At 61.2% G+C, this 23,954-nt stretch carries 21 protein-coding genes; 6 read left to right on the top strand and 15 right to left on the bottom strand.

Annotated elements, in window-relative coordinates; translation table 11 throughout:
* Positions 1 to 57 precede the first annotated feature (57 nt).
* The 4 genes from AEQ67_RS05155 (at position 58) to AEQ67_RS05140 (ending at position 6,967) form a co-directional block, all read left to right on the top strand.
* Positions 58 to 1,887, top strand: coding sequence for a DUF1302 domain-containing protein (locus AEQ67_RS05155; protein WP_059402808.1), 1,830 nt, complete (start codon positions 58 to 60; stop codon positions 1,885 to 1,887).
* Positions 1,888 to 1,919: 32 nt separating this feature from the next.
* Positions 1,920 to 3,284, top strand: a complete 1,365-nt coding sequence (locus AEQ67_RS05150; RefSeq protein WP_059402807.1) for a DUF1329 domain-containing protein — start codon at positions 1,920 to 1,922, stop codon at positions 3,282 to 3,284.
* 149 nt (positions 3,285 to 3,433) lie between these two features.
* Positions 3,434 to 4,510 carry a WD40/YVTN/BNR-like repeat-containing protein gene (locus AEQ67_RS05145; RefSeq protein WP_059402806.1) on the top strand — a complete coding sequence of 359 codons (1,077 nt, stop codon included), beginning with the start codon at positions 3,434 to 3,436 and terminating at the stop codon, positions 4,508 to 4,510.
* Between the two features lie 27 nt (positions 4,511 to 4,537).
* Complete coding sequence (locus AEQ67_RS05140; protein WP_059402931.1) at positions 4,538 to 6,967, top strand: efflux RND transporter permease subunit; 2,430 nt, start codon at positions 4,538 to 4,540, stop codon at positions 6,965 to 6,967.
* 112 nt (positions 6,968 to 7,079) lie between these two features.
* On the opposite strand, the gene AEQ67_RS05135 is transcribed toward AEQ67_RS05140, so the two are convergent.
* From AEQ67_RS05135 to potE, 7 genes are all read right to left on the bottom strand, one after another.
* Positions 7,080 to 9,407: a TonB-dependent siderophore receptor gene (locus tag AEQ67_RS05135; RefSeq protein WP_082377783.1), complete on the bottom strand. Its 2,328-nt coding sequence runs from the start codon at positions 9,405 to 9,407 to the stop codon at positions 7,080 to 7,082.
* Positions 9,408 to 9,483: 76 nt separating this feature from the next.
* On the bottom strand, positions 9,484 to 10,323 hold the full coding sequence (locus AEQ67_RS05130; RefSeq protein WP_082377782.1) for a FecR family protein: 840 nt from the start codon (positions 10,321 to 10,323) through the stop codon (positions 9,484 to 9,486).
* Positions 10,320 to 10,859, bottom strand: a complete 540-nt coding sequence (locus AEQ67_RS05125) for an RNA polymerase sigma factor (protein WP_059402805.1) — start codon at positions 10,857 to 10,859, stop codon at positions 10,320 to 10,322. Before AEQ67_RS05125 ends, AEQ67_RS05130 begins: the two co-directional genes overlap by 4 nt.
* A gap of 133 nt (positions 10,860 to 10,992) precedes the next feature.
* Positions 10,993 to 11,271: a DUF3303 domain-containing protein gene (locus AEQ67_RS05120; RefSeq protein ID WP_059402804.1), complete on the bottom strand. Its 279-nt coding sequence runs from the start codon at positions 11,269 to 11,271 to the stop codon at positions 10,993 to 10,995.
* 193 nt (positions 11,272 to 11,464) lie between these two features.
* Entirely contained in the window at positions 11,465 to 11,866 is a 402-nt protein-coding gene (locus tag AEQ67_RS05115) for a hypothetical protein (RefSeq protein ID WP_059402803.1), read from the bottom strand.
* Between the two features lie 299 nt (positions 11,867 to 12,165).
* Complete coding sequence (locus AEQ67_RS05110; RefSeq protein WP_059402802.1) at positions 12,166 to 14,451, bottom strand: Orn/Lys/Arg decarboxylase N-terminal domain-containing protein; 2,286 nt, start codon at positions 14,449 to 14,451, stop codon at positions 12,166 to 12,168.
* 2 nt (positions 14,452 to 14,453) lie between these two features.
* Positions 14,454 to 15,857 (bottom strand): putrescine-ornithine antiporter, encoded by a 1,404-nt coding sequence (gene potE / locus AEQ67_RS05105; protein ID WP_059402801.1) that lies wholly within the window; start codon positions 15,855 to 15,857, stop codon positions 14,454 to 14,456.
* Positions 15,858 to 16,035: 178 nt separating this feature from the next.
* Here potE and AEQ67_RS05100 point away from each other — a divergent pair, with 178 nt between their 5' ends.
* Positions 16,036 to 16,371, top strand: a complete 336-nt coding sequence (locus tag AEQ67_RS05100) for a hypothetical protein (RefSeq protein WP_082377781.1) — start codon at positions 16,036 to 16,038, stop codon at positions 16,369 to 16,371.
* 153 nt (positions 16,372 to 16,524) lie between these two features.
* On the opposite strand, the gene grxC is transcribed toward AEQ67_RS05100, so the two are convergent.
* Entirely contained in the window at positions 16,525 to 16,776 is a 252-nt protein-coding gene (gene grxC, locus AEQ67_RS05095) for a glutaredoxin 3 (RefSeq protein ID WP_059402800.1), read from the bottom strand.
* Positions 16,777 to 16,805: 29 nt separating this feature from the next.
* On the bottom strand, positions 16,806 to 17,324 hold the full coding sequence (locus AEQ67_RS05090; protein ID WP_059402799.1) for a carboxymuconolactone decarboxylase family protein: 519 nt from the start codon (positions 17,322 to 17,324) through the stop codon (positions 16,806 to 16,808).
* A 134-nt stretch (positions 17,325 to 17,458) separates the two neighbouring features.
* Here AEQ67_RS05090 and AEQ67_RS05085 point away from each other — a divergent pair, with 134 nt between their 5' ends.
* Entirely contained in the window at positions 17,459 to 18,286 is an 828-nt protein-coding gene (locus AEQ67_RS05085) for an AraC family transcriptional regulator (RefSeq protein WP_059402798.1), read from the top strand.
* Between the two features lie 7 nt (positions 18,287 to 18,293).
* Here the strand turns inward: AEQ67_RS05085 and AEQ67_RS05080 are convergent, their stop codons facing one another.
* The 6 genes from AEQ67_RS05080 to AEQ67_RS05055 all read right to left on the bottom strand — a co-directional run bounded on the left by AEQ67_RS05080 (position 18,294) and on the right by AEQ67_RS05055 (position 23,886).
* Positions 18,294 to 18,815: a hypothetical protein gene (locus AEQ67_RS05080; protein ID WP_059402797.1), complete on the bottom strand. Its 522-nt coding sequence runs from the start codon at positions 18,813 to 18,815 to the stop codon at positions 18,294 to 18,296.
* A gap of 410 nt (positions 18,816 to 19,225) precedes the next feature.
* Positions 19,226 to 19,747, bottom strand: coding sequence for a methylamine dehydrogenase light chain (locus AEQ67_RS05075; RefSeq protein ID WP_008079640.1), 522 nt, complete (start codon positions 19,745 to 19,747; stop codon positions 19,226 to 19,228).
* Between the two features lie 19 nt (positions 19,748 to 19,766).
* Positions 19,767 to 20,387: a methylamine dehydrogenase accessory protein MauD gene (mauD, locus tag AEQ67_RS05070; RefSeq protein WP_059402796.1), complete on the bottom strand. Its 621-nt coding sequence runs from the start codon at positions 20,385 to 20,387 to the stop codon at positions 19,767 to 19,769.
* Between the two features lie 4 nt (positions 20,388 to 20,391).
* Positions 20,392 to 20,931 (bottom strand): MauE/DoxX family redox-associated membrane protein, encoded by a 540-nt coding sequence (locus tag AEQ67_RS05065; RefSeq protein ID WP_059402795.1) that lies wholly within the window; start codon positions 20,929 to 20,931, stop codon positions 20,392 to 20,394.
* A gap of 12 nt (positions 20,932 to 20,943) precedes the next feature.
* On the bottom strand, positions 20,944 to 22,092 hold the full coding sequence (locus tag AEQ67_RS05060; protein WP_059402794.1) for an amine dehydrogenase large subunit: 1,149 nt from the start codon (positions 22,090 to 22,092) through the stop codon (positions 20,944 to 20,946).
* 309 nt (positions 22,093 to 22,401) lie between these two features.
* Positions 22,402 to 23,886 (bottom strand): PAS domain-containing sensor histidine kinase, encoded by a 1,485-nt coding sequence (locus AEQ67_RS05055; protein WP_059402793.1) that lies wholly within the window; start codon positions 23,884 to 23,886, stop codon positions 22,402 to 22,404.
* Between the last annotated feature and the right edge of the window lie 68 nt (positions 23,887 to 23,954).

Raw genomic sequence — 23,954 nt, 5'->3', positions numbered from 1 at the left:
CATCGGCATTTTCTTGAATGACTTTTCGTGAAACCACAGAGAAGGCGAGCACGCTAGATGAATAACAACAATAAGATCTGCCAGACAAATCTGCGGCGCGGGCTTCTGGCCTCGGCGGTTCTCGCCGGGTTGGGAATGACGCCTGTGCAGGCGTTCGAGTTCGATACGGGGAATGAGGACGTGTCGGTTCGTTTCGACAACACCTTGAAGTTCAACTACGCCCAGCGTGTCGAAGCCCCGAACAGCAAGCTGGCCAACTCGTGGAACAACAACGACGGCGACCGTAATTTTTCCTCCGGCAGTCCCGTCGCCCAGCGTCTCGACGTCTTGTCGGAACTGGACGTGGTGTACAAAAAACAGATGGGTTTTCGCGTCAGTGCCAACAGCTGGTACGACCACGCTTATGACGATATCGGCAGCGATAACGCGGCGACCAATCAGCTCAATAATGGCAAGCCAGATTCGCGGCACCAAAGTGGCTATGCCGACCGTTACTACAACGGTCCGTCCTCGGAGATTCTCGACGCCTTCGTCTTCGGCAGCACCGAGATCGGCGACGAATCGCTGCTGAGTGGCAAGGCGGGCAAGCACACCCTGTATTGGGGTGAAAGCGTGCTGGCCTTCGCTCATGGCAACAGTTATGGCCAGTCGGGTCTGGATTTGTCCAAGGCACTCGCCGTGCCGGGCACCGAAGCCAAGGAGCTGTTCATCCCGCGTAATCAGCTGTCGACCAGTTTTACCGTCAACCCGGAACTGACCCTGGCCGCGCAGTATTTTCTCGACTGGGACGCCGCACGGCTGCCGGAGTCGGGCACGTACCTGGGCTTCAACGACGGCATCCAGAACGGCGGCCACAACCTGTCGCTGATCGCTGCGCAAAATCCTCGTTTCGGTACACCCGGTCCGTTGGGCGCCAATCAGTTCCTGCGGCTGACCAATGGCCACACTTACACCCCTGACAACCACGGTGACTTCGGTCTGATGGCCAAGTGGAGCCCGGCGTGGCTCGACGGCACCCTCGGGGTCTACTACCGCAAAACCTCGGACATCCTGCCCAACCTGGTGCTGCAACCGACTGCGGTGGGCCCGGCTCAGCTGATCTCGGGCAACGTCGGCAGTTACAACCAGTTCTACGTCGATGACATCGACGTCTACGGCTTCAGCCTGGCCAAAAGCATCGCGGGCGTGAGCGTCGGTTTCGACCTCAACTATCGCCACAACATGCCGCTGTCCAGCGTGCCGGCCACCGTCAACCCGACCCTGGGCGCGGCGAAGGCTCCGGGCTTTATTGGCAGCTTCGATGGCGATAACGGCGTGGCTCGCGGTAATACCGTGCACGCGGTGCTCAACGGCCTGACCACCTTCGGCGATACCCCGCTGTGGGATTCCTCCACGTTGCTGGTGGAGCTCGGCTATAGCCGCTGGCTGGATGTGACCGAGAACAAGCAACTGTTCAAGGGCGAGGACTGGTATGACGGCGTCGACAAGGTCTCCAAGGACAACTACATCCTCGGCATGAACTTCAACCCGACCTGGTATCAGGTGTTCCCCGGCATCGATATGTCCCTGCCGGTCAGCTACAACGTCGGCCTTGCAGGGCAATCCTCCGTGCAACTGGGCGGTAACAAAGGCACCGGCAGCTATTCGGTCGGCGTCGGCATGGACGTGCGCAGCCAATACCGCTTTGACCTCAAATACGTCGACAACTTTGGCGACTTCGACACTTGCGACTCCGCCGGCAGTGCCGGGGCACGGGGCGATGGTGCCGCCCCCGGCGCCAATGGCCAGTACAACTGCGTTCCCGGTCAGACCACTGCGTTTGCCGGCACCGTGGCCCAGCTCAAGGATCGCGGCATGGTCACTTTCACTTTTAAAACCACCCTCTGATCCAAGAGCTGTGAGTCAACAGGAGACACCCTATGAATTTGGTTAAATCAGTAGTGGCCAGCGCCCTGGCGCTGGCCGTCGCAGGCTCCGCTCACGCGGCAGTCAGCGCCGATCAGGCCGCTAAACTGGGCACTAGCCTGACGTCGGTAGGCGCGGAAAAAGCCGCCAACGCCGACGGCAGCATTCCGGCATACACCGGCGGCCTGACGGCGATCCCGGCCGGGTTCAAAGCCGGCGACGCGTTTCGTCCGGACCCGTTCGAGGCTGAGAAACCGCGCCTGGTCATCACCACCAAAAACCTTGTCGAGCAGAAAGACAAACTCACCGCGACAGCCCAGGCGTTGCTCACTCGTTACCCCTCCTATCGTCTCGATGTGTACCCGACTCACCGCAGCGTCGCACTGCCCAAAGGAGTGCTGGACAACACCGCGAAAAACGCCGTGACCGCCAAGACCACCGACGGTGGCCTGTCGCTGGAAAACGTCCTGCCGGGCGTGCCGTTCCCGATCCCGGCCGACGGTAACGAAGCGATGTGGAACCACTTGCTGCGTTATCAAGGCGTGGCCATGACCAACAAGTACGACTCGTGGAACGTCGACTCCTCCGGCGCTGCATCGCTGAGTTCCACCGGTAACTTCTTCATCGAATACCCGCTGTACTCGCCGGCACGCCCGGTCGGCCCGGTGTCGGCGGATGAGGTGTTCTACAAAATCAAACTGGCGTACTCCGGCCCGGCCCGCCGTGCCGGTGAAGCGCTGTTGCTGATGGATTCGGTCAACCCGCTGAAACAGCCACGTCGTGCCTGGCAATACCTGCCGGGGCAACGTCGGGTGAAACTCGCGCCGGACCTGGCTTACGACACGCCAAACCCAGGCACTGTTGGCGCCGCGACCTACGACGACGCGTTTCTGTTCAACGGCGCGATGGACCGCTACGACTTCAAACTGGTCGGCAAGAAAGAACTCTACGTGCCGTACAACACCTACAAGCTGAGCTACCACAAGGACGCGGTCGACGTGATGAAGGCCAACCACGTCAACCCGGACTTACTGCGTTGGGAGCTGCACCGCGTGTGGGTAGTCGAGGCCACGCTGAAACCGGGCAAGCGCCACATCTACAGCAAGCGCACCTTCTACCTCGACGAAGACAGCTGGATCGCATTGGCGTCCGACGAGTATGACGGCCGTGGCCAGCTCTACCGCGGCGGCTTCTCGCACCTGACCTACAGCTACGACGTGCAGGCTCCGGACACCATCAACCATATGCTCTACGACCTGGTTTCCGGCGCCTACAACGTCAACGGTTTCTACGGTCCTTACGGCGGCCTCAAGTACATCGACCCACTGTCCAAGGCCCAATGGTCTGCCGAGTCGCTGGCCGGTACTGGTATCCGATAAACCCCACGATCCCTGTAGGAACTGTAGGAGCTGACGAGAGAAACGAGGCTGCGATCTTTTGATGTTGTTTTTAAAGAACAAGAGATCGCAGCCTCGTTTCACTCGGCAGCTCCTACAGGGAGCTGTGGTGCGAATCCGAGATAATAATAATGACGATGACCAAGTGGTTTTTGCTGACTGCACTGACGGCTGCGATGGCCGTTCCGTTTACCCGGCCAGTGATTGCCGGTGAGTTTGCCGATGTCCTCGACACGCCTGCGATTCGCAGTGAGCTGGCTGCCCGGGCGACGTTGACCGGATTGACCGAGGCCGGCGAGCGGCTGATTGCTGTAGGCCAGCGCGGGCACATTGTGTATTCCGATGACGCCGGTGAGCATTGGCAGCAGGCGCAGGTGCCGGTCAGTTCCGACCTGGTCGCCGTGCACTTTGCGAATCCGCAACAAGGCTGGGCGGTAGGGCACGATGGCGTGGTCCTGCACAGCAACGACGCCGGCCAGACCTGGAACCGGCAACTGGACGGGCGCCAGGTCGGGCCGATCCTGCTCGATTACTACCAGCATCAACTCGCCAGGCAACCGGATGACGCCGACCTGCAAGCACGGGTCAGCGACGCTCAACGCATGGTCGAGGAGGGCGCCGACAAACCGTTCCTCGATGTCTGGTTCGAAAACGATCAAGTCGGCTATATCGTCGGCGCGTTCAACCTGATTTTTCGCACTGACAACGGCGGTCTCAGCCGGGCGCCCTTGCTTGAGCGCACCGACAACCCGAGTGCGCTGAATCTCTATGCACTGCGGCCGGTGGGTGACGACTTGTTCATCGTCGGCGAGCAAGGCCTGGTGATGAAACTGGATCGCACCAGCGGTCGCTTCAACGCCACCCCCACGGCCTACAACGGCAGCTTTTTCGGCATCACCGGCAAACCCGGTGCGTCGCTGGTGTTCGGCTTGCGTGGCAACGTCTTTCGCAGCACCGATGGCGCAATGAGCTGGAACAAGATCGACCTCGGCCTGCCCCTGAGCATTACCGCCAGCAGCGTCACCGCCGATGGCCGGATCGTACTGGTCAGCCAGGCCGGTCATGTACTGGTCAGCACTGACGACGGTGCAAGTTTTCAACTTCAGCCGAACACCCCACTGGCCCCGGTCGCTGCCGCGCAGGTGGCCACTGGCGGTTCACTGGTGCTCGCGGGCACCCGTGGCCTGCGGCAGTTGCCGCTTGAATAAGCCCGGCATTACAAAGAGAACACCATGATGGGTCACTACGAACTCGAAACAATGCCGGTCATCCAGGAGCTGAAGGGCTTCGATGCACGCTCGGGCAACGCCCTGGAACGGCTGATTTTCAACAACCGCCTGATGGTCGTGCTGGCTTGCCTGCTGGTAACGGTAGCGCTGGGGTTTTTCGCGACCACGCGGCTGACGCTCAATGCCAGCTTCGAAAAGATGATCCCGCAGAGTCAGCCCTTCATCAAAAACTACCTGGAAAACCGCCAGGCCTTGCGGGGTCTCGGTAATGCGGTGCGGGTAGTGGTGGAGAGCAGCAACGGCGACATTTTCGATCCGCACTATCTGGACGCCTTGAAGGAAATCAACGACGAACTGTTCGTGACCCCGGGCGTCGATCGTGCCTGGATGAAATCGCTGTGGACCCCGGCGGTGCGCTGGACCGAAGTCACCGAACAAGGCTTCCAGGGCGGTCCGGTGATGCCCGATTCCTATGACGGTTCGGCGCAGAGCGTGCAGCAACTGCGGCAGAACATCGCCCGCTCGGGCATCGTCGGGAGCCTGATTGGCAACAACTTCAAGTCGAGCATGATCTTCGTGCCGCTGCTGGAGAAAGACCCGGTCACCGGCCAGGGCATCGATTACCACCAGTTCTCGAAAACCCTCGAGGAGAAACTGCGCAACAAGTACGAGTTCGCCGGCAGCGTCCGCGTTACGGGCGAGGAGGGCAAAGGCCCGATCAAGATTCGCGTCATCGGCTTTGCCAAACTGGTGGGCGACCTGATCGATGGCCTGATGCAGGTCATGCTGTACTTCGGCGCCGCGGCGTTGATCGCCACGGCAATCATCTTTTACTTCACCCGCTGCGTGCGCAGCACGGCGCTGGTGATCCTCTGTTCGGTGATCGCGGTCGTCTGGCAATTGGGCCTGGTCGCGATGTTTGGCTTTGCGCTGGACCCGTTCTCGATTCTGGTGCCGTTCCTGGTATTTGCCATTGGCGTGTCCCACGGCGCGCAGAAGATGAACGGGATCATGCAGGACGTCGGGCGCGGCACTCACCAATTGGTCGCGGCGCGCTATACCTTCCGCCGACTGTTCCTCGCTGGCCTTACCGCGTTGCTTGCGGATGCCGTCGGTTTTGCGGTGTTGATGCTGATCGACATTCCGGTGATCCAGGACCTGGCAATCACCGCGAGCATCGGTGTCGCGGTGCTGATCTTCACCAACCTGGTGCTGTTGCCGGTATTGCTGTCCTATTGGGGCGTCAGCCGCAAGGCGGCCGAGCGCAGTCTGCGCGCAGAGAATAAAGAACTGCGCGGCAAAGGCATCGGCGCGCTCTGGAGTTTCCTCGACAAGTTCACCGAGCGCCGCTGGGCCAGCGTTGCCGTGACGGTCGCAGGTCTGTTGGCGGTGGGCGGGATTGTTGTCAGCCATCATCTGAAGATCGGTGACCTTGACCCCGGCGCGCCGGAACTGCGCTCCGACTCGCGTTACAACCGCGACAACGCCTACATCACCGCTAACTATTCGCTGTCCAGCGACCAGTTCGCGATCATGCTCAAGACCCCCAGCGAAGGCTGCCTGAAATATGAAAGCCTGGTGGAGGCCGATCGCCTGGGTTGGCTGTTGCAACAGCAACCGGGTGTGCAAACCACCGTGTCGCTGGTCAACGCGGTGCGGCAGATCACCGCCGGTTCCTACGAGGGCAACCCGAAGTGGCTGACCATCGCCCGCAACCAGAACGTGCTCAATTACGCTGCGCAGCAAGCCTCGGTCAGCAGCCCTGATCTGTTCAACAACGATTGCTCGATGATGCCGATCGTGGCGTATCTGTCCGACCACAAGGCCGAAACCCTTGACCGCGTGGTGCAAGTGGCCGAAACCTTTGCCCGTGAGCACAGCAACGGCGAACGCCAGTTCATGCTGGCTGCCGGCAGTGCCGGGATCGAAGCGGCGACCAACATCGTCGTGCGTGACGCCAATCGGACCATGCTGTTGTACGTGTACGGCGCGGTGATTGTGCTGTGCTTCATCACCTTCCGCAGTTGGCGCGCGGTGGTGGTGGCGGTGGTGCCGTTGATGCTGACCTCGATTCTTTGCGAAGCGCTGATGGTGTGGCTCGGTATGGGGGTGAAAGTCGCCACGCTGCCGGTGATCGCCCTGGGTGTGGGCATCGGTGTGGATTACGCGTTGTACCTGCTGAGCGTGCAATTGGCGCAGCAGCGTGCCGGTTTGTCGTTGACCGAGGCTTACCGCAATGCGGTGGCATTCACTGGAAAAGTCGTGGCATTGGTGGGCATCACCCTGGCCGCTGGCGTCATCACCTGGGCCTGGTCGCCGATCAAGTTCCAGGCGGACATGGGCATCCTGCTGACGTTCATGTTTATCTGGAACATGGTTGGGGCGTTGGTGCTGATCCCGGCGCTGTCGCACTTCCTGTTGCGCAAGGTGCGTTAGTCGCGAAGATCAAAAGATCGCAGCCTCGTTTTACTCGACAGCTCCTACAGGGGATACGCATTCCAAATGTAGGAGCTGTCGAGTAAAACGAGGCTGCGATCTTTTCGTGGAATCAGAACCGGTAATTGAGCCCCAGCGTCAACGAACGCTCCGGTGCCGGTTGACGGCCCCATGGGCTGGTGTCGATGCCGCGAAAGTAATACTCGCGATTGAACAGGTTGCTGACCCCGGCCGAGGCGGTCAGCAGGCGGTGATCCTGGAGTTTGAACTCACGTTCAATTGCAGTGTTCCATAGCCAATAGGCCGGGAGTTTGCCCACCGATGCGGTCCTGTCCTCGTCACCGGAGTTGGCGGCGTCGGTGTAGGCGCTGCTGACGAACAGGCCATCGAGGCTGTAGGTCCAGTGTTCGGCGAAGCGATAACGGCCGTCGACGTTGAACTGGTTTCTCGAGGCGAACGGTACTTCATTGCCCTTGAAGGTGCCGTTGCGCTGTTTGGCGTCGAGGTAGGCGTAGCTGGCGTGCAGATCGAGATCGGGCAGCGCGGCCGGAGTCCAGAACACTTCGGTCTCGATGCCCTGGTGACGGGTGCTGCCGAGGTTGTCGAAGCGGTCGGTGGTCGCGTTGAAGACGATCTGATCGCTGAAATCGATGCGGTACAGGCCGGCGTCCACCCGCAGGCCTTGCCATGGGGTGTAACGCACGCCGGTCTCATAGTTCCAGGCCAATTCGGCGCCGACGTCACCTTCCTTGACGATCTGCGTCACCTGCGGCGGGCGCAGGGATTTTTGCGCGTTGGCGTAGACGAACCAGGCATCACTGGCCTGGAAACCCACGGTCAGGCCGGGCAGCCACTCTTCGGATTTGTTTTCGTGCTGGAAACCGGTGATGCCGTCGTCGTAGTTCATGCGCGCGTTTTCGTAACGCACGCCCGGCGTGATGGTCAGCCGGTTGTCGAGCAGGCCGATGGCGTTGCTGAGGTAAAACGCCTTGGCATCGTCGTCGAAGGTCCAGTCGCGGAACGGCGTGGTCGTACCGGTGGCGAGGCTTTGGCGGTTGACCTTGTAGTCGATGTCTTCCTTGACGTAACGCGCCCCCAGCAACCAGGTCTGGCTGAGGCTGTCGCCATCGATGCTCATGCTCAGGCGCGGTTCAGTGCCCCAGACCTTGAAGTCGCGCGGGCCATCCTGCTTGGTGACCGCCGCGCCGTCCGGGGTGAAGGGCAGGCCGACCACGAAGTTGCGGTAGCTGTTGTGGGCGAAGTTGGTCCAGCTGAATTCCACCGAATCGAACGGGCCCATCGCGCCCAGTTGTTGGGTGTAGGTGCCCCAGACGCGGTCGGTGTCACCTTCGAAACGGTCCAGCGGCCGGGTCGACTGGCGAGGGTCGTCCTTGTAATCCTTGACGCTGAGAGCACCGGCCAGGTCCATGTCAGCCTTGTAATGTTGCACACCGAAACTCAAGTCGCGCTCATCATCGATGTTCCATTGGCCACGCAGGCGATAGTTCTGGATATCGGTGTCGGAATGCTCGCGGGCGGTTTCACCGTTAATGGTGTTGAGGTCCAGTTGCAGGCCGAAGTTGTCGGTCAGGTAACCGCCGGGGCCGACGTAGGGGTCCCACAATTGGCGGCCGCCAGCATTGAACGTGGGGCGTTCCTGCAAGGTGGTTTCCCATGCCTGGGGGATCGGCTTGCTGATGAAGTTGATCACCCCGCCGACGTTGTTCGGGCCGTATTGCACGGCGGCGCCACCGCGCACGATGTCGATCCGGTCGACGGTCGCGAGGGTCACCGGGAACAGCGACAAACCGGTCTGGCCGTAAGGCGCGAGGGCCAGGGGAATGCCGTCGGACAAGGCCTGGACCCGGCCGCTGCGGCTTTCATACAGGCCCCGGACGGAAATCTGCGGCAAGGCGCCGGTGCCGGTTTCGTCGAAGATTTTCACCCCGGGAACCCGTTGCAACGCATCGTCGACCCCACGCACGCTGGCTTTTTTCAGGTCTTCTTCCTTGACCATCGAACGGCTGCCGGGGTAGGTGAGGACCTCCGGGTCCGTGGCGCCACCGAGCACGTCGCCCTTGATCACCATTGGCGCGATGTACTGCACTTCGGGCGGTTTGGCGGCCGCCGGTTCCTGTGCCGGGACGATGATAAACGTGTGCTCATCGCGCACCCGCGATTGCAGGCCGCTGTGGTCGAGCAGTTGCGACAAGGCTTGTTGCGGTGTGTAGCTGCCCTTGATAGCGGGCGTGGTTTTGCCCGCGGTAATGTCGCTGGCAAAGATGATCTGCACCGACGATTGCCGCGCCAGGGCATTGAGCGCCTTGTCCAGGCTGGTGCTCGGCAGGTCGAGTTCAACCTTGTCCTGGGCCTGCGCCGGCAGGGCGAACAGCAGGCTGCTGGCGAGGACGGACAAAGGCAAATGCCGGCGGTGCTTCATGGACGGTGTTCCTTGGAAAGTGGGGTCTGCCTTACTAGCCGCCACGTGTGCGGAAAAACCCTACCTCTGTCGGACATTATTTTTTCACCGCCTTGCGTCGCACATGCGTGGTGCCATCGGCGTCGGTGTTGAGGCTCAAGGGCAGGATGCTCGGCAACAGGCTCAACAAGTCTTCGACGTTACGGTTGTCGAACACGCCGCTGATCGGCAGGCTGGCCAGGCTCGGCTCATCGAGCACAATGGATGGTTTGCGGTAGCGCTGGATTTGCCCCAGTGCCTCGGCCAGCGGCGTACGGTCGAAAATCAGCCGATTGTCCTTCCAGGCAATGGCGGCCTCGGTGTCGACATTGACCGGTTGTTGCAGCTGGTGTTGCCGCACATCGACTTGCTGGCCCGGCACCAGTTGCACGGTGCGTCCGGCGTCTGCGCGGGTGTTGACGCTGACGGCGCCACGGACCAGCGTCACGCGCACGGCATCCTTGAGGTGGCTGACGCTGAACAACGTGCCGAGGACGTTGACTTGGGCAGTGCCTGCGTCCACACGGAACGGGCGGAGTTTGGTCTTCGACACATCGAACAGCGCCTGCCCGGTCTCCAGTTGCACGTGTCGAGTGCGCAGATGCCAGGCGACCGTGACCCGGGTGTCGCTGTCCAGGGTCATGCGGCTGCCGTCGGCCAGTTTCACCAGCCGACGCTCGCCGATCACGGTGTGGAACTGCTCGCTGTGATACGCCGGGTTGATCCAGGCCAGGCCCGCGCCCATCAATACCAGCAGCGCCGCCGCCCCCAGCGTTTTGCGCGGCTTGCGGGGAGTTGGCGTCGGCAGCGGAAAGCGATTGCGCAGTTCTTCACGATGGCGCGCGAGTGCTTCATCTTCACGGGACAGTGGCGGTGTTGAGGCGGGCGTAGGGCTCACTGGGCACGCTCCGTGGAATCAGGATCAATGCCATCAAGGTAGGCGCGGCAGGCGGCCAGTCCCAGGCGCAGGTGCTTTTCAACGGTCTTCAGGGAAACGCCCATCTGAGCCGCCACTTCGGCCTGCGGCAGTTCATGGATCTTGTGCATGACGAAGACCATTTGGCAGCGCGGCGGCAATTGTGCGATGGCTTCGGCCAGGCGCTCGAATTCACGCGCGGCCTCATATTGACGCGGCGGCAGGGGCGCTTCGCACACCGGCTCGGTCAGGTCGGGCAGGGCGACGATCCAGGCCTGGCGCCGACGTTCGCTGCGATAACGGCTGACCGCCTGGTCGTGGGAAATCTTGCGCAGCAAGGCCAACGGCGTGCGCACATCCTCTCGTTCGCGTTTTTCCAGCAATTGCACGCAGACGTCATGCACCACTTCGCGGGCAAAACCCCGATCACCAAACCGTCGACGCACATGGTCGACCAGTTCGTCGTAGTGACGCACCAGGGTGCTGATCAGCGATGGCTTGGCGGGGTCGAACGGCATGATAGACCTGAGGCGATGCAGAGCGGCTGCAAATATAAATGAGAAACCTTTTCATTCATAGCCTCTGCATTAATCGCTGTCGGTCGAGTGGGTGACCTGAGGCGGCGAGCAGCACCCGCCGCCCCGACGACGATTACTGGCCGCCAACGCCTGCCAGCAGCGGCGCCATCTGCTCATCCGTCAGTGCCGCGTGGACTTCCATGTTCATGAGGTCGTTCCACTGCAGCACCCATTGCTGAACCGGCACCACGTCACTGGCCTCGGCAATGCCGAAACCGCTGGAACCGCCGACGGCGTGCCAGCGCCCCTTCATGGTCACGCCTTGGGGTGGAGCGCCCCCGGTCTTGAGGAAACGTTCGATCGCGCGGTTGCGATTTTCCGGGCTGATCGACCAACTCACGATGAATAACATTTGCCACCTCCTGCGACGGATTGGCACCTGTTTGTCTGCGCGCACCTGGCTGGCGCCGGGACCAGGGTGACGCGGGTGTTTCCAGTAAGGCATAGCAGCGGCGGGCGGTTTGCGTACGACCGCTGATCCTCTTTACAGGGCTTTTTCGAGGTTGGGGACGGGGCTTGTTTCAACGACGAAACAGGGAACGATTTTACGCGTCGCGCAACAGGTCGTTGGCGTTGAGCAGTTCGTAGGCAATCTCCGGTCGCTTCTCCAGTGCGCGGCGAATGGCCGCCGGGATGGAGGCGCGGGTCTTGCGGCACAGCCCCGGCAATTCACCGATGTTGATGCCGATGCCGCGCATGGTCCGCACTTCGTTGAAGCTGGGGACGATGCTGATGCGGATGCCCAACTGTTCGTACATCCGCTGTTGCAGACGCTCGAGGTCGCTCAGGCTCTGGAGGTTTTCCAGGCGTTCGATCAGGCGTTTTTCCTCGGCTCGCGTCAGCAGCAGGATGCGCACATCCGCGCCCGGTGTTTCCAGCAGCGGGTCACGCCCGCAATCGCAGGCGCCGGGCGGGCAGGGTTGGCGGATCGGAGCAGAGATCGTCATGGGGTTCAATCATAGTGCGCGACGATCGAGTTTGCCCATAGCGTTTGGAGCGGCAAAGAGGCTTTGATACCTGTCAGGCAATATTTCAATGGCGACGCCCGCCTTGTGTAGCAGCTGGCGAAGCCTGCGTTCGGCTGCGAAGCAGTCGTAAATTCAGCCTGCAAGGTTTGTCTGACACACCGCGAACGCTGATTTCACGACTGCTTCGCAGCCGAACGCAGGCTTCGCCAGCTGCTACAGGGGAGTGGCCGTCTCATCACATTGATGGACGGCCGAAAGCGCTGGACGTGGGGACTACCTCATTTCAGGACCAACATCCGGTAAACCCCGGCCTCGGCTTCGATCCCGTGGGTGTCATGGGTGAACCCGGGGAAGGATTTGTCGAAGGCTTCCAGGGCCTTGAGGTAGGCCAGCAACGGGCCATCCGCAGGCCCGGCGTTTTCGCCCGGCATCAGCAAAGGAATGCCCGGTGGATAAGGCACGATGCCGGTCGCGGCGATGCGTCCGGCGGCTTCTTCCAGGGTCACCAGTTCGATGTCGTTGCGCACCAGTTTTTCGTAGGCCTCCACCGGGCTGAATTCGGCTTTGGGCAGCGTGCCGAAGGCCTGTGACATGTTGTACGTGGTTTTGTGTTTCTTCATGGCAGCGAAGATTTCGTCGGCCAGGTCCTTGATGCCCATGCCGGCGTAACGTGCCTGGTTGGCGGCCAGCAGGTCAGGCAGGCACAACTCCAGTTCGACGTTGTCGTCATAGTCGCGCTTGAAGTCGAGCAGGGCATTGACCAGCGTGCCCCATTTGCCTTTGGTGATGCCGATGGAGAACAGGAACAGGATGGTGAAGTCGGTGGTTTTCTCGACCACGATGCCCTGACGTCCGAGGTACGCCGTGAGCACGCAGGCCGGGATGCCCGAGGCGAGCAGGTTGCCGTCGTCGCCCATGCCGGGGCTGAGCACCGAGACCTTGATCGGGTCCAGCATGCAGTAGCCTTCCTCGATGTCACCGAAACCGTGCCACACCTCGTTCGGGTGCAGGACCCAGCAGTTCGGCTCGGTTTTCAGCAGTACCGGGTCCACCTCATGGAACGGCACCGGCGCATTGCCCACCTGCACGGTGGGTGGCTGCCAGCAAGTGAAGAACCAGTCGTTCTTGCTCTGCATCTCGTGGTGCATGCGCGAGATGACCTGGCGGAAGGACACGGCTTCTTCGATGGATTCGCTGGTGAGAATCTGCCCGCTCGGCGCTTCCATCATCGCCGAGCTGACGTCGCAGGACGCCATGATCGCGTAGTTGGGCGAGGTCGAGGCGTGCATCATGAACGACTCGTTGAAGCGCGCGTGCTCGATCGGGTTGCGGCCGTTGCGCACGTGAATCATCGAGGCCTGGGACAGCGCCGCCAACAGCTTGTGCGTGGATTGGGTGGCGAACACGGTTGGCTTCGAGTCGTCGTGATCGTCCGGGCTGCCGTGCATGGCATGGCGTTCGCGATACAGCGGGTTGAAACGTGCGTAACCGTACCAGGCTTCGTCGAAATGCAGGCGGTCGACGCTCTGGCCCAGCAGCTCTTCAACACGGGTGACGTTGTAGGTCAGGCCGTCGTAGGTGGAGTTGGTGACGATGGCATGTACCGGCGTCGGGTCGATGCCTTTCTTGACCAGCGGGTTGTTGGCAATGGCCGCTTTCACACCTTCGGCGCTCAGGGTTTGCGGGAGGATCGGGCCGATGATGCCGTAGCGGTTTCGCGTCGGCACCAGGTACGTCGGAATGGCCCCGGACAGGGTCATCGCATGCTCGGCGGACTTGTGGCAGTTGCGGTCGCACAGGGCAATCTGATTGCGCGTGACGCTGGCCATCAGGATGACGCGGTTGGAGGTCGACGAGCCGTTGGTCACGTAATAGGTGCGGTGCGCGCCGAAGACCTTGGCCGCGTAACGCTCGCCCTGGCCGATCGGGCCGCTGTGATCGAGCAGCGAACCGAGTTCACCGACCGAAATCGACAGGTCGGAACGCAGCAGGTTTTCGCCGAAGAACTCGTAGAACGCGCGCCCGGCGGTGCTTTTCAGAAACGCCGTGCCGCCCGCGTGTCCTGGGGTGTGCCAGGAATATTCATAGGTGCGGGAGAACTTCACCAGCGCACCGAACATCGGCGGCAGGGCGGCCTGGCGATAGCGTTCGATGGCCGCCAGGATGCGCCCGCTGAGGAAACGGCTGGTGTCTTCGGGCAGCCAGATGAAGTCATCGGCGTGCTGCATGACCACCAGCGGAATGCTCGACGCGGTGCTGCGGTCGCTGATCAGGAACACCGGTACGCGGGTGTTGCGCTCACGCAGGCTGACCAGCAAGTTGATGCATTCTTCGTGGCCTTCGCTCTTGTCCATTTCCCAGCTGAGCAGCACACATTGAATGGCCGGGTCCGAACGCAGGATCGAGGTGGCATCGCTCAGGGTTTCCGATGCCAGCACGTGGACGGCGCGTTCCTCCACATCGTTGACCAACTGTTGCAAGGCGCGGCCGAAGACGGTGCGTTTGTCCGGCGGGCTGCTGACCAATAGCGTCAGCATCCCGAGCGAGTGTCTATATTCCGTCATGATTAAACCTCCACAGTGACTTTATTCAAGCTATTCACCGGCACTGGTTCGCCCGTGAGGTGCTGCGCGCTGACGGTCTGCGTCGGCACACTGTTGTTGAGCGCTTCGAGACGGATCAGGCGGTTGTTGACGAAGCCGAACAGCGTGTAACCGAAAATGGTCGCCACACCGCCGAGCATCAACGCTTGCTCGCCCGAACTGTAGAGCGCCAGGTAGCTATAGGCCGCCGCGATCCAGGCGATGATGTTGCTGATCAGGGCTTTGCCCGCCGGAACGTTGGAGACTTTTTGCATGGTCATCAAGGCGGCCATGGACAGGATGTACGGCACCAGGTTGGTGACTACCGCGAGGTTGACCAGGGTATCGAACTGCTTGCTCAGGTCCGGACTGATGGTGAGCAGCGCCAGCGCCGTCTGCGCTGCCAGCAGGACCAGCATGCCGACAATTGGTGTGCCAGCCTTGTTGGACTTGGCGAAGATCGACAGGAAATAACCGGTGTCCGCCGAGCTTTTGTACACCTGGGCAATGGTGAACTGCCAACCCAGCAACGAACCGATGCAGGCGAGTACCATCGCGGCCATCACAATATCGCCGACCAACGGGGTGAACATCTTGGCAAAGACCAATCCGAACGGTGCGGTGGAGGCAACCAGTTCCGGGTTATCGACAATACCGGCGATGACGTTGGTGGAAACGATGTAGATCACCGCCGCGCCGAGGGTGCCGCCGAGTACGGCAATCGGCACGTTCTTCTCTGGGTTCTCCACCGCGTCGGTGTTGGCGCACGCCGATTCCAGGCCGAGGAACGCCCACAAGGTGATCGCCACCGATGCACCTGCGGCGTCGAACATGCCCATGTTGTGCGGGTTCCAACCGGCGGCGTAGACACTGCTGTCGAACCAGAACCAGCCGATGGTGGACACCAGCACTACTGGCGCGATGACTCCCCAGACCGTGACCGCACCGATCCGGCCGGTAATCCGCGCGCCGCCGAAGTTGGCGAACGTGGTGATCCACAACAGCGCGATGGTCGCCAGGCCCACTTGCAGTGAATCAAGCTTGATGTGGAACAGCTCCTGGATATAGCCGACCGCCGTAATGCTGATCGCCACGTTGGCAATCAACAACGAGAGGCCATAGGTGTAGTTGGTGATGTAGTTGCCGGCCTTGCCGAAGGTGTATTCGGCATAACCGCCCATGCCCCCGGTCTTGCGACTGAGCATGCCGCAGCGCGCAAAGGCATAGGCCAGCGCCAGGGAACCGGTGGCCGTGATCAGCCAGGAAAGAATGGAGATACCGCCGACTTCGGCGAGTTTGGTCGGCAACAACACAATGCCTGAGCCCAACATGTTGACGGCCGTCAACATCGTCAGTTGCCCCACCGTCATTTTCTTTGCGACTGACATTCCGTTGCCTCACTGAATTGCATTTGGAAGTGTTAGCTATAGCAAAGGTTTGAAATCTCGCCAGAAATGTCCGTCAGACACCGAGAAAACAAACTATCGCGCACGTAAGGCATTTTGCTGGCCCCGAAGCGTCGAGTTATTGACCAAAATCAATTTATATTCAGTTAGTTAGGGTCGGATGCAAATGCGCAATGTGATGATCACGCTGATGGCCTGTGGGCTGGCGAGCATGGTTGCTTCGGTCCAGGCCAGAGAGCTGGTGTCCAATGATCGTTATATGTGCAGCTGGGGGGCGGGGACGGCTGCCAGGGCCCAGGAACTGAAACTGGCTGGCGTCTCGCTGTATGCCGCGCGCCAGAAGTTGCAGGCGTACAAGTTCAGCAAGCCATGGATGCGCATGATGGCCATGGGCATTACCGAGCAGACGTACGACAGCAACTCACGGATCAAACCGGCGGCGATCCGTGAGGGTTTTTATGAGGATTGTTTGAGGTACAAGTTGGCGCGTAAGTGATGGGGAAGTGTCTGGCGTGGCTGCGGTGTCTGTCAGGCCGCCTTCGCGAGCAAGCCCGCTCCCACATTTGACCGCGTCCGACTGGAAAACTCGGTCAAATGTGGGAGCGGGCTTGCTCGCGAAGGGGCCATCACAAGCGACACAGTTATCGCTTCAAGCCAACATCGACATCAGTCCACCCTGGCGATCCAGCTTCGCCAGGTCATCAAAGCCCCCAACATGCGTGTTACCGATAAAAATCTGCGGCACGCTGCGACGCCCGCTGCGGCTGATCATCTCCTCAAACTTCCCAGGCTCAGCCTGAACGTTTATTTCCAAGGCCTCTATCCCCTTGCGGGCCAGCAGCGCCTTGGCGTTGCGGCAGTACGGGCAGGTGTCGGTGGTGTAAAGCGTCACAGTGTTCATAACCGGTACTCCGAAGTTAACAGTGGCATTCAGGCATCGATGGCCGGGAAGTCGATCTCGGTCAGGGCGGCATTGTTCAGGTAATTGGTCAGCGTCTGTGACGCCACGTGGGCAATCACCTCAATGATCTTGGCATCGTCGATACCGGCTGCTCGTGCCGCTTCAATCTGCTCGTTGCTCAGGTGGCCACGGGTTTCGGTGATCTGCCGGGCGAGGGTGGCAAATGCATTGAGCTGGCCGTGTCGAGCGCTGATGATGTCTTGCGCCGACAGTCCGGCCTTGCCGGCAAACAGCGTGTGTGCCGCCAGGCAGTAGTCGCAGCCATTGACCTGGGACGTGGCGAGGAAAATCGCTTCTTTTTCAGTGGCGCTCAAGGACGTCTTGCCCAGGGCCACAGACTGTTGCAGGTAGGACGACAGCACGGCGGGTGCATGGGCCAGCGTCTTGAAGACATTCGGCAAAAAGCCGATTTTTTTCTGCACGCCTTCCAGCAGCGGGCGGGTGGCGTCGGTGGCGTGTTCAAGGCTCAGGGTGTTGATGCGGCTCATGGTGATTCTCCGTCGAGTGAAGCGCGGTGTGCGCTGGGTACGGAGCTCATGCTAGTGAGACAAGCTGGTCTTTAGGGTGCAAATCGTCGAGGATATGCGACAGATCGTCCAAATATGCCCTCGGGAGCCTGTCCATGGATCGCTTGTCCACGTTGCTCACGCATTTCGGCGTCAATGCCGGGACCTTTCACAGCGGGACGTTTTGCGGCACCACCGGCTTTGATGGCGAGCAGGCGTGTGGGCATCTGCATTTGCTCCAGGTCGGCGAACTGGACCTCAAATTGGCCGATGAGCGCACCCTGCACCTGACCAAGCCTACGTTGATCTTTTTCCCTCGGCCGTACCGTCATCGACTGTTTGCCTCGGATGCCACGGACACGCAACTGGTGTGCGCCTCGCTGACCTTTGATGGCGGCGCGGGGAATGCTCTGGCCGCAGCGTTGCCCGATTACCTGATCCTTGATCTCGATGACGTGCCGACCATGGCCGGCACCCTGGAATGGTTGTTCAACGAAGCCTTCGGTGGCATTTGTGGTCGCGAAGCGATGATGGACCGGTTGTTCGAATTGCTGGTGATTCAGTTGCTGCGGCACATTCTGAGCAACCGCGACCAGAGCCCGGGAATGATGGCCGGGCTCGCCGACCCGCGCCTGGCGCGCTCCCTGAGCCTGATGCACGACTCACCGGGCAAGGCCTGGACCGTGGCCGAACTCTCGACGGCGGCCAACATGTCGCGCGCCAGTTTTGCCGAATACTTTCGTCTGGTGGTGGGGCAGACGCCGGTCGATTACCTGGTGAGCTGGCGGATCAGCCTGGCGCAGAAACGCTTGCGTGAAGGCAAGTCGATTGCGCTGATTGCCGATGAAGTCGGCTACGAAAGCCCCTCGGCGCTGGCGCGGGCATTTCGCCGTAAAACCGGCACCAGTCCGCGCGAATGGCTGCAGGAAGGCAAGCGTCGATAACCGGGGCTCAATCGTTCATCCCGTCCTCGATGGCGATGCCTTGCGCACGCATGGCCTTGATCAACCCGGCGCGGGTGCCTGGCAGGTTGAGCATGGTTTCGTGGCGCAGCGCGGCGACTTCATCGGCGCTGTAGGGCTGATAGTTGGCAGGTGCGCTTTTTCCCGCCATGCCGTCTTCACGCATCAGCCAGTTGAGCAGATCAGCCAACTGCGCGTTGTTCAGCGCGGACTGCGACATACCGGGCACCCGCACGAGAAACTCACGCCCGCCCGGTACTTTCAGGAAATTGCCGACAAACCCCGCCATCCGGGGCGTGTCATTGGCGGCGGAACCCATGCCGTTGCCCAAGTGACAGCCGGCGCATTGCAGTTGGTAGTTCACGCCAACGCTGTACCCGGCCTCGGCGATGGGCTTTTGCAGTTCTTCGTTGCCCGGCGCATGACGCTGGGCTGGATCGGGAATGGCTCGGGCGTACACCAGCGGGGTGGCCATGACGCAGACAAGACCGAGCAACAGCAAACGACGCATGACGAGCACCTCTTGTTGATTACCTGAAAAACGCACCCTATGCACCGAACTACGCCGGCGTAGCCGCTGTCGAGCCTGCATTCAGCTCTGTAGCAGCTGTCGAGCTTGCGAGGCTGCGTTCGGCTCTGTAGCAGCTGTCGAGCTTGCGAGGCTGCGTTCGGCTGCGAAGCAGTCGCCAAACCATGCGCTGCGGTGTGTCAGTTAAACCGCATGCGCAGGTTTTACGACTGCTTCGCAGCCGAACGCAGCCTCGCAGGCTCGACAGCTGCTACGGGTTGCGTAGCGTTGCGGGTTGCGGGTTGCGGGTTGCGGGTTGCGGGTTACGGTTGTGTTGTGTTGTGTTGTGGGTTGATCGACTGGCATTAAAAAAAATACCGCCGATTGCGCGAGCAACCGACGGTCAATGCGCGTTAAACGGCGACACCACGGATGATCGAAACGGTGCAGTGATAGATGTGCGATTTGGCGGCCAGGCACCAGTTCACATCGTTGTTGTTGAACGGGCGATAGGCCGGTTCTTCACTGTCGTTACGGGTGCAGGCGCACTGGGCGCAGCTTTGCTTACCGCAGCAATCGTTGTACGAAATGATGTAGTCCTTGCCGTCGGCCGGGTTGCGGCAGGTGCCGATCCAGGTCACTTGCGAGGCTTCGGTGCCCGGGGGGCAGGACGTCACCGACCCGCCGCAGCAGCTGCACAAGAAGCCATCGATGGAACAGTAGCGCCAGTAGTCGCAGCTGTTCGGATCGCCCGGGTCACCGGCTTTCGGGTTGTCGGCGGCCAGGGCCTTGCTGGTGCGATCCAGCGGCAACAGCAGCGGCAATGCAGCACCGGCGACCATCAGCGAGCCCATGCGCGCGAGCAGTTTGCGTCGCGAGGTGGTGTCGGCAACACGGCGCGTCGAGCGCTCAAACAACAGATCCAGCAGTTTCATAAACGTCTCCCTGCCTTAATCAGTGGCTATGGCCGTGGCTGTGGTCGTGATCGTGTGGCTGAGCATTGAGGTATTGCTGCAGCGTGGCGTGCTTGAGGTGTTCAACCTCGAACAGGCTGTCCAGGTGCTCGCGGGAATTGACCAGGCCTTTGGCGCGCAGGGTGCCGGTCTTGTCGATCAGCGCCGCGTAAGGCAGCTTGCCGATCTGATAGGTCATGCCCACTTCCGGCCCGACCACATAAGTGGCGTCGTCCAGTTTGTGCTCGCGGATCAGCGCTTGCTGGGCGTCCATGTCGCCGTCGCTGATGAACACCACATCGAGGCGGTCAGCCTGTTCTTTGGCGATGGATTTGATCGCCGGCAGCAGCGACTTGCAGATCGGGCAGGTCGGCGAGAGGAAGAACAGCAGTTGCGATTTCTCGCCGGCGTAGCCGAAGTTCACCGGGCGGCCATGACGGTCGCTGGCAGTGACTTGCGGTGCGGCTTCGTTGACGGCCACGCCTTTGTCGACCATCAGCGCGCCGGCTGGCGCCAGTCGGCCATGCAGCACACCAATCTGACGCACCAGGCCCATGACGACAAACGCCACGGCCACCAGCAATACCCAGAGCAGAACGTTGGAAACAATCAAGCCTTCCATTGGATCACCTACCAATCAATTTGAGCAGAAGAGGGGAGTTCGCCAGCAGGCCATCGGCCGCGGCGTAGATGAGCAACGCGACAGCGCTGGCAGCGACCGTCACAAAGCCATCGAACACAGTCATGTCGCGGGCAATCGGCGCTACGCTGGCCAGCAGCGCCAGCGCCACCAGCACGCTGTTGCGCAACAGCAGCACCGGGCGCAGCGGTTGCGCCTGGTCCGGCCCGGCACAGCCGCAGTCGATGTTGCGACGACCGCGCCACAGGTTGATGCCAATGGCGGCGGCGTACAGCGCGATCAGGCTGGCGGCGCTCAACGCGGCCCAGCCACGGCTGAACGGCACCAGCAAGGCGAAGGCGATGGCCAGTTCCAGCAGCGGGATCAGCCGGGCACCGGGGCGCACCAGCGCATCGGGCAGCAGTTGGTAGTCAGCCAGCTGCTTGGCGAAGCGCGCCGGTGCCCGCAACTTGTGGGTCGCGGCACTGGCCAGCAACACCGAGATGGCGAGGGCGCTGGCAATGATGAAGATCGGATCTGAGTGCATGGCCGAACCTCGTTAGTAGCTCATGACCTGAGTCGCGGTTTTCGCGACCTTGGCCATGCTGCCGGTGTGCTGGTTGGTCTTCAGGTCGAAAATCTGCAAGCCGCCTTCAACATCGGCACCCAGCAGCAGCGGCTTGTCATCGCCCGTTGCCTGCAGGCTCCACACCGGTGCCGGTGCTTCCAGGGTGGCGATTTTCTTCTGGGTCTTGAGGTCATACGCCCAGATGAACGTACTCGGGTCTTCCCACTTCATCGGTTCGTGAGCGTCGTGCATCAACACGTACAAACGGTTGAGCTTCGGCGCGACAGCCATCAGCTGCCATCCGCCGGGTGCCCAGCCGGCTTTCTTCTCCGCGTCGGTGACCAGCGACCAGCTCGGCAGGATCTTCGGCGCGTCGCCAGTAAAGTCCACGGGGCGAACGGTGCCCGTGGTGGTGGTGAAGTAATAGGTGTCACCGACGTTGACCGCGCGCTCCACCAGTTTTTCCGCGTTCGGGTCGAAGAACGGCGTGCGGCTGCGCGAGGCTTCCAGGCCTTGATCGTTGAGGGTCACAACTTGCAGAGTGCCGTCGCCGCACAACGAGGCGAAGCGGCGATTGCCGATCGGGTAGTTGAGCACGCAACCGGGAATGGCGATTTCCGTGGCGACGGTCTTGGCCTGGGTGTCGACCACGGTCACCGACGTCGACGGGGTGAAGTTGTAGACGTAGACGAAGCGGTCATCGCCGCTGGTCTTCAGGCCATAGCGCTGGGTCAGCGACTCGGCGCGCTTGTTCGGAATCAGCACTTCCCAGGCGGGTGACAGGGTCGAGGTATCCCAGGCGGTCAGCACGTCGGTGCGGGTGCCACGGGTGCCACGGGAATACCAGATGTCGGCGCTGTAGATCAGCTTGCCGTCATGGCTCAAGGTCGAGGGCGCGGCAAAACCGGTCGGGACCATGCCCAGCACGCGTTTCTGATCGGGGTCGACCACGGTGATCCGGCCGGCCACGAAACTTTCGAATTCGACATCGACGACGAACGCCCGGTGAGCTTCAGCGGGGAACGCCAGGGTGGTCTGGCCGATCGTGTCGGCGGGCAAGTCCGCGCGGGCACTGTTCAAACCGAGTACAAGCAGGCTCAGGCCTAGCGCTGACTGTACGGAGATCCTGTTTGTTCGCATAAGGGGAACTTCCTGAATTGTTGGTAACGCGGATCGCGGATGCATTGGCAGATTTTTACAATTCGATTCTGCCTCGCCGGGAAAACCGGAGAATTGCTGTGGCTGCCAAGTGTTTGTGTGTCTGTGCCAGTGTCAGAAAATCACTGTTATCGCGGGGGATGGCGCCCTGTAGCAGCTGCCGAGCCTGCGAGGCTGCGTTCGGCTGCGAAGCAGTCGTAAAACCATGCACTGCGGTTTTTCAGGCAAACCGCGTGTGCAGGGTTGGCGAGGACTGCGTCCTCGAACGCAGCCTCGCGGGCTCGGCAGCTGCTACAAGTCCGGGGAGGACAGGGGAAGGGAGAAGGTGAACACCGCGCCGCAAGGCTCAAGGTTTTGCGCCCAGATATCGCCGCGATGCCGGCCGATGATGTTTTTGCACAGCGCCAGGCCGATGCCGTTGCCGCTGACCTTGGAGGAGAAGAAGCCATCGAAGAGCTTCTCTTGCGCCTGGGCCTGAATGCCGCGACCGCGATCTTCGATGCGCACCAGCGCCACGTCTTTGTCGCGGCTGGCCTGAATGCGCAACACACGTCGCTCGATGGGCAGGTCAGCCATTTCCTCAATCGCGTTGAAGGCCAGGTTGAGGATGACCTGACCGATCAGCACCTTCTCGCAGCTCACCCAGAGCGGCTCGGGACTGGTCACGATTTCAACCCGGATCCGGCTCGGATCGGCGCGCAAACTGATGAAGTAGCGGGTTTCGCGCAGCAGCTCATTGAGGTCGATCCGCTCCTCGGACTGCTCCAGCTTGACCACGTAATCGCGCACGCTTTTGATGATCAGCGACGCATGCTCGATTTGCCGCACGGCGTTCTGCAAACCCCAGGCGACGCCCTGATCAGTGGATTGATCCTTGCCCAGGCGAATCACCGCGCCTTCGATGAAGTTGCGGGTAGCCGCCAGCGGCTGACTCAGCTCATGGGCAATCGCCACGGCCATTTCGCCCATCGCGTTGTAGCGAGCCAGGTACTCGAGTTTTTGCTCACTGACACGTCGCGCTTCTTCGGCTTGCACCTGCTCGGTGACATCGCGAAACAGCAGCAGATGGCCGACCAGGTCGTCTTCAATCTCGATAAATCGGCACGTCGCGTCATGCCAGCGCCACTCGCCGTCACGCCGTTGCACCTGGTAATGCACGCTGAACGGCGCGTGCTCAGGCGTTTCGCTGGCCAGTTGTTGCAGCAGGCGCTGGCGCGAAGCGTCGTCGCACCAGGCGAGGAAGTTTTCGCCGACCAGCTCATGTTCCTCTCCCTTCAACAGGTGCGCGGCGGAATCGCTGATAAAGCGGATATCCCCCTGGGGCCCGAGCACCGCGACGCCTTCGGCCAGGTCCTGCATAAAGGCCTTGAGGCGGCTTTCGAAACGCTTGAGGTCGCGCTTGACCTTGTCTTCCTTGGAGATGTCGCGGAACTGCACCATCAGCACGTCGCGCCCGTCCAGGTGCACCAGGGTGGCGACCGCCTCGGACAAAATCTCGACCCCTTGCTTGGAGCGGTAACACCACTCGATGGCGCGCTGGCCCGTGCGTGCGGCGCCCTCCAGCCAGCGCAAACCCACCGAGCGCCGGTACTTGGGCGCGTCGCGGGTCATGTCCGGGGCTTTCAGTGGCGTGAGTTCTTCCAGGGTAAAGCCCAGCGCTTTCAGGGCGGCGCTGTTGGCCCAGAGAATCTCCTTGCTCTGGGCATCGTGAAGAATGATGCACAACGGCATGGCTTCGATGAGGCTGTAGAAATCGTTCGGTTTTGGCAGATACATCGCGCAGCCCTTGGCGGCAGAGGGGTCAACAACCGGTGTCGGTTGAAGTATGGCTTTTTATACCGGCT

Origin of the sequence: Pseudomonas sp. RIT-PI-q, from assembly GCF_001297125.1 — a bacterium.
Classification (GTDB): domain Bacteria; phylum Pseudomonadota; class Gammaproteobacteria; order Pseudomonadales; family Pseudomonadaceae; genus Aquipseudomonas.
Note: the sequence above shows the minus strand (reverse complement) of the source record. Positions and strands in the feature narration are given on the sequence as shown.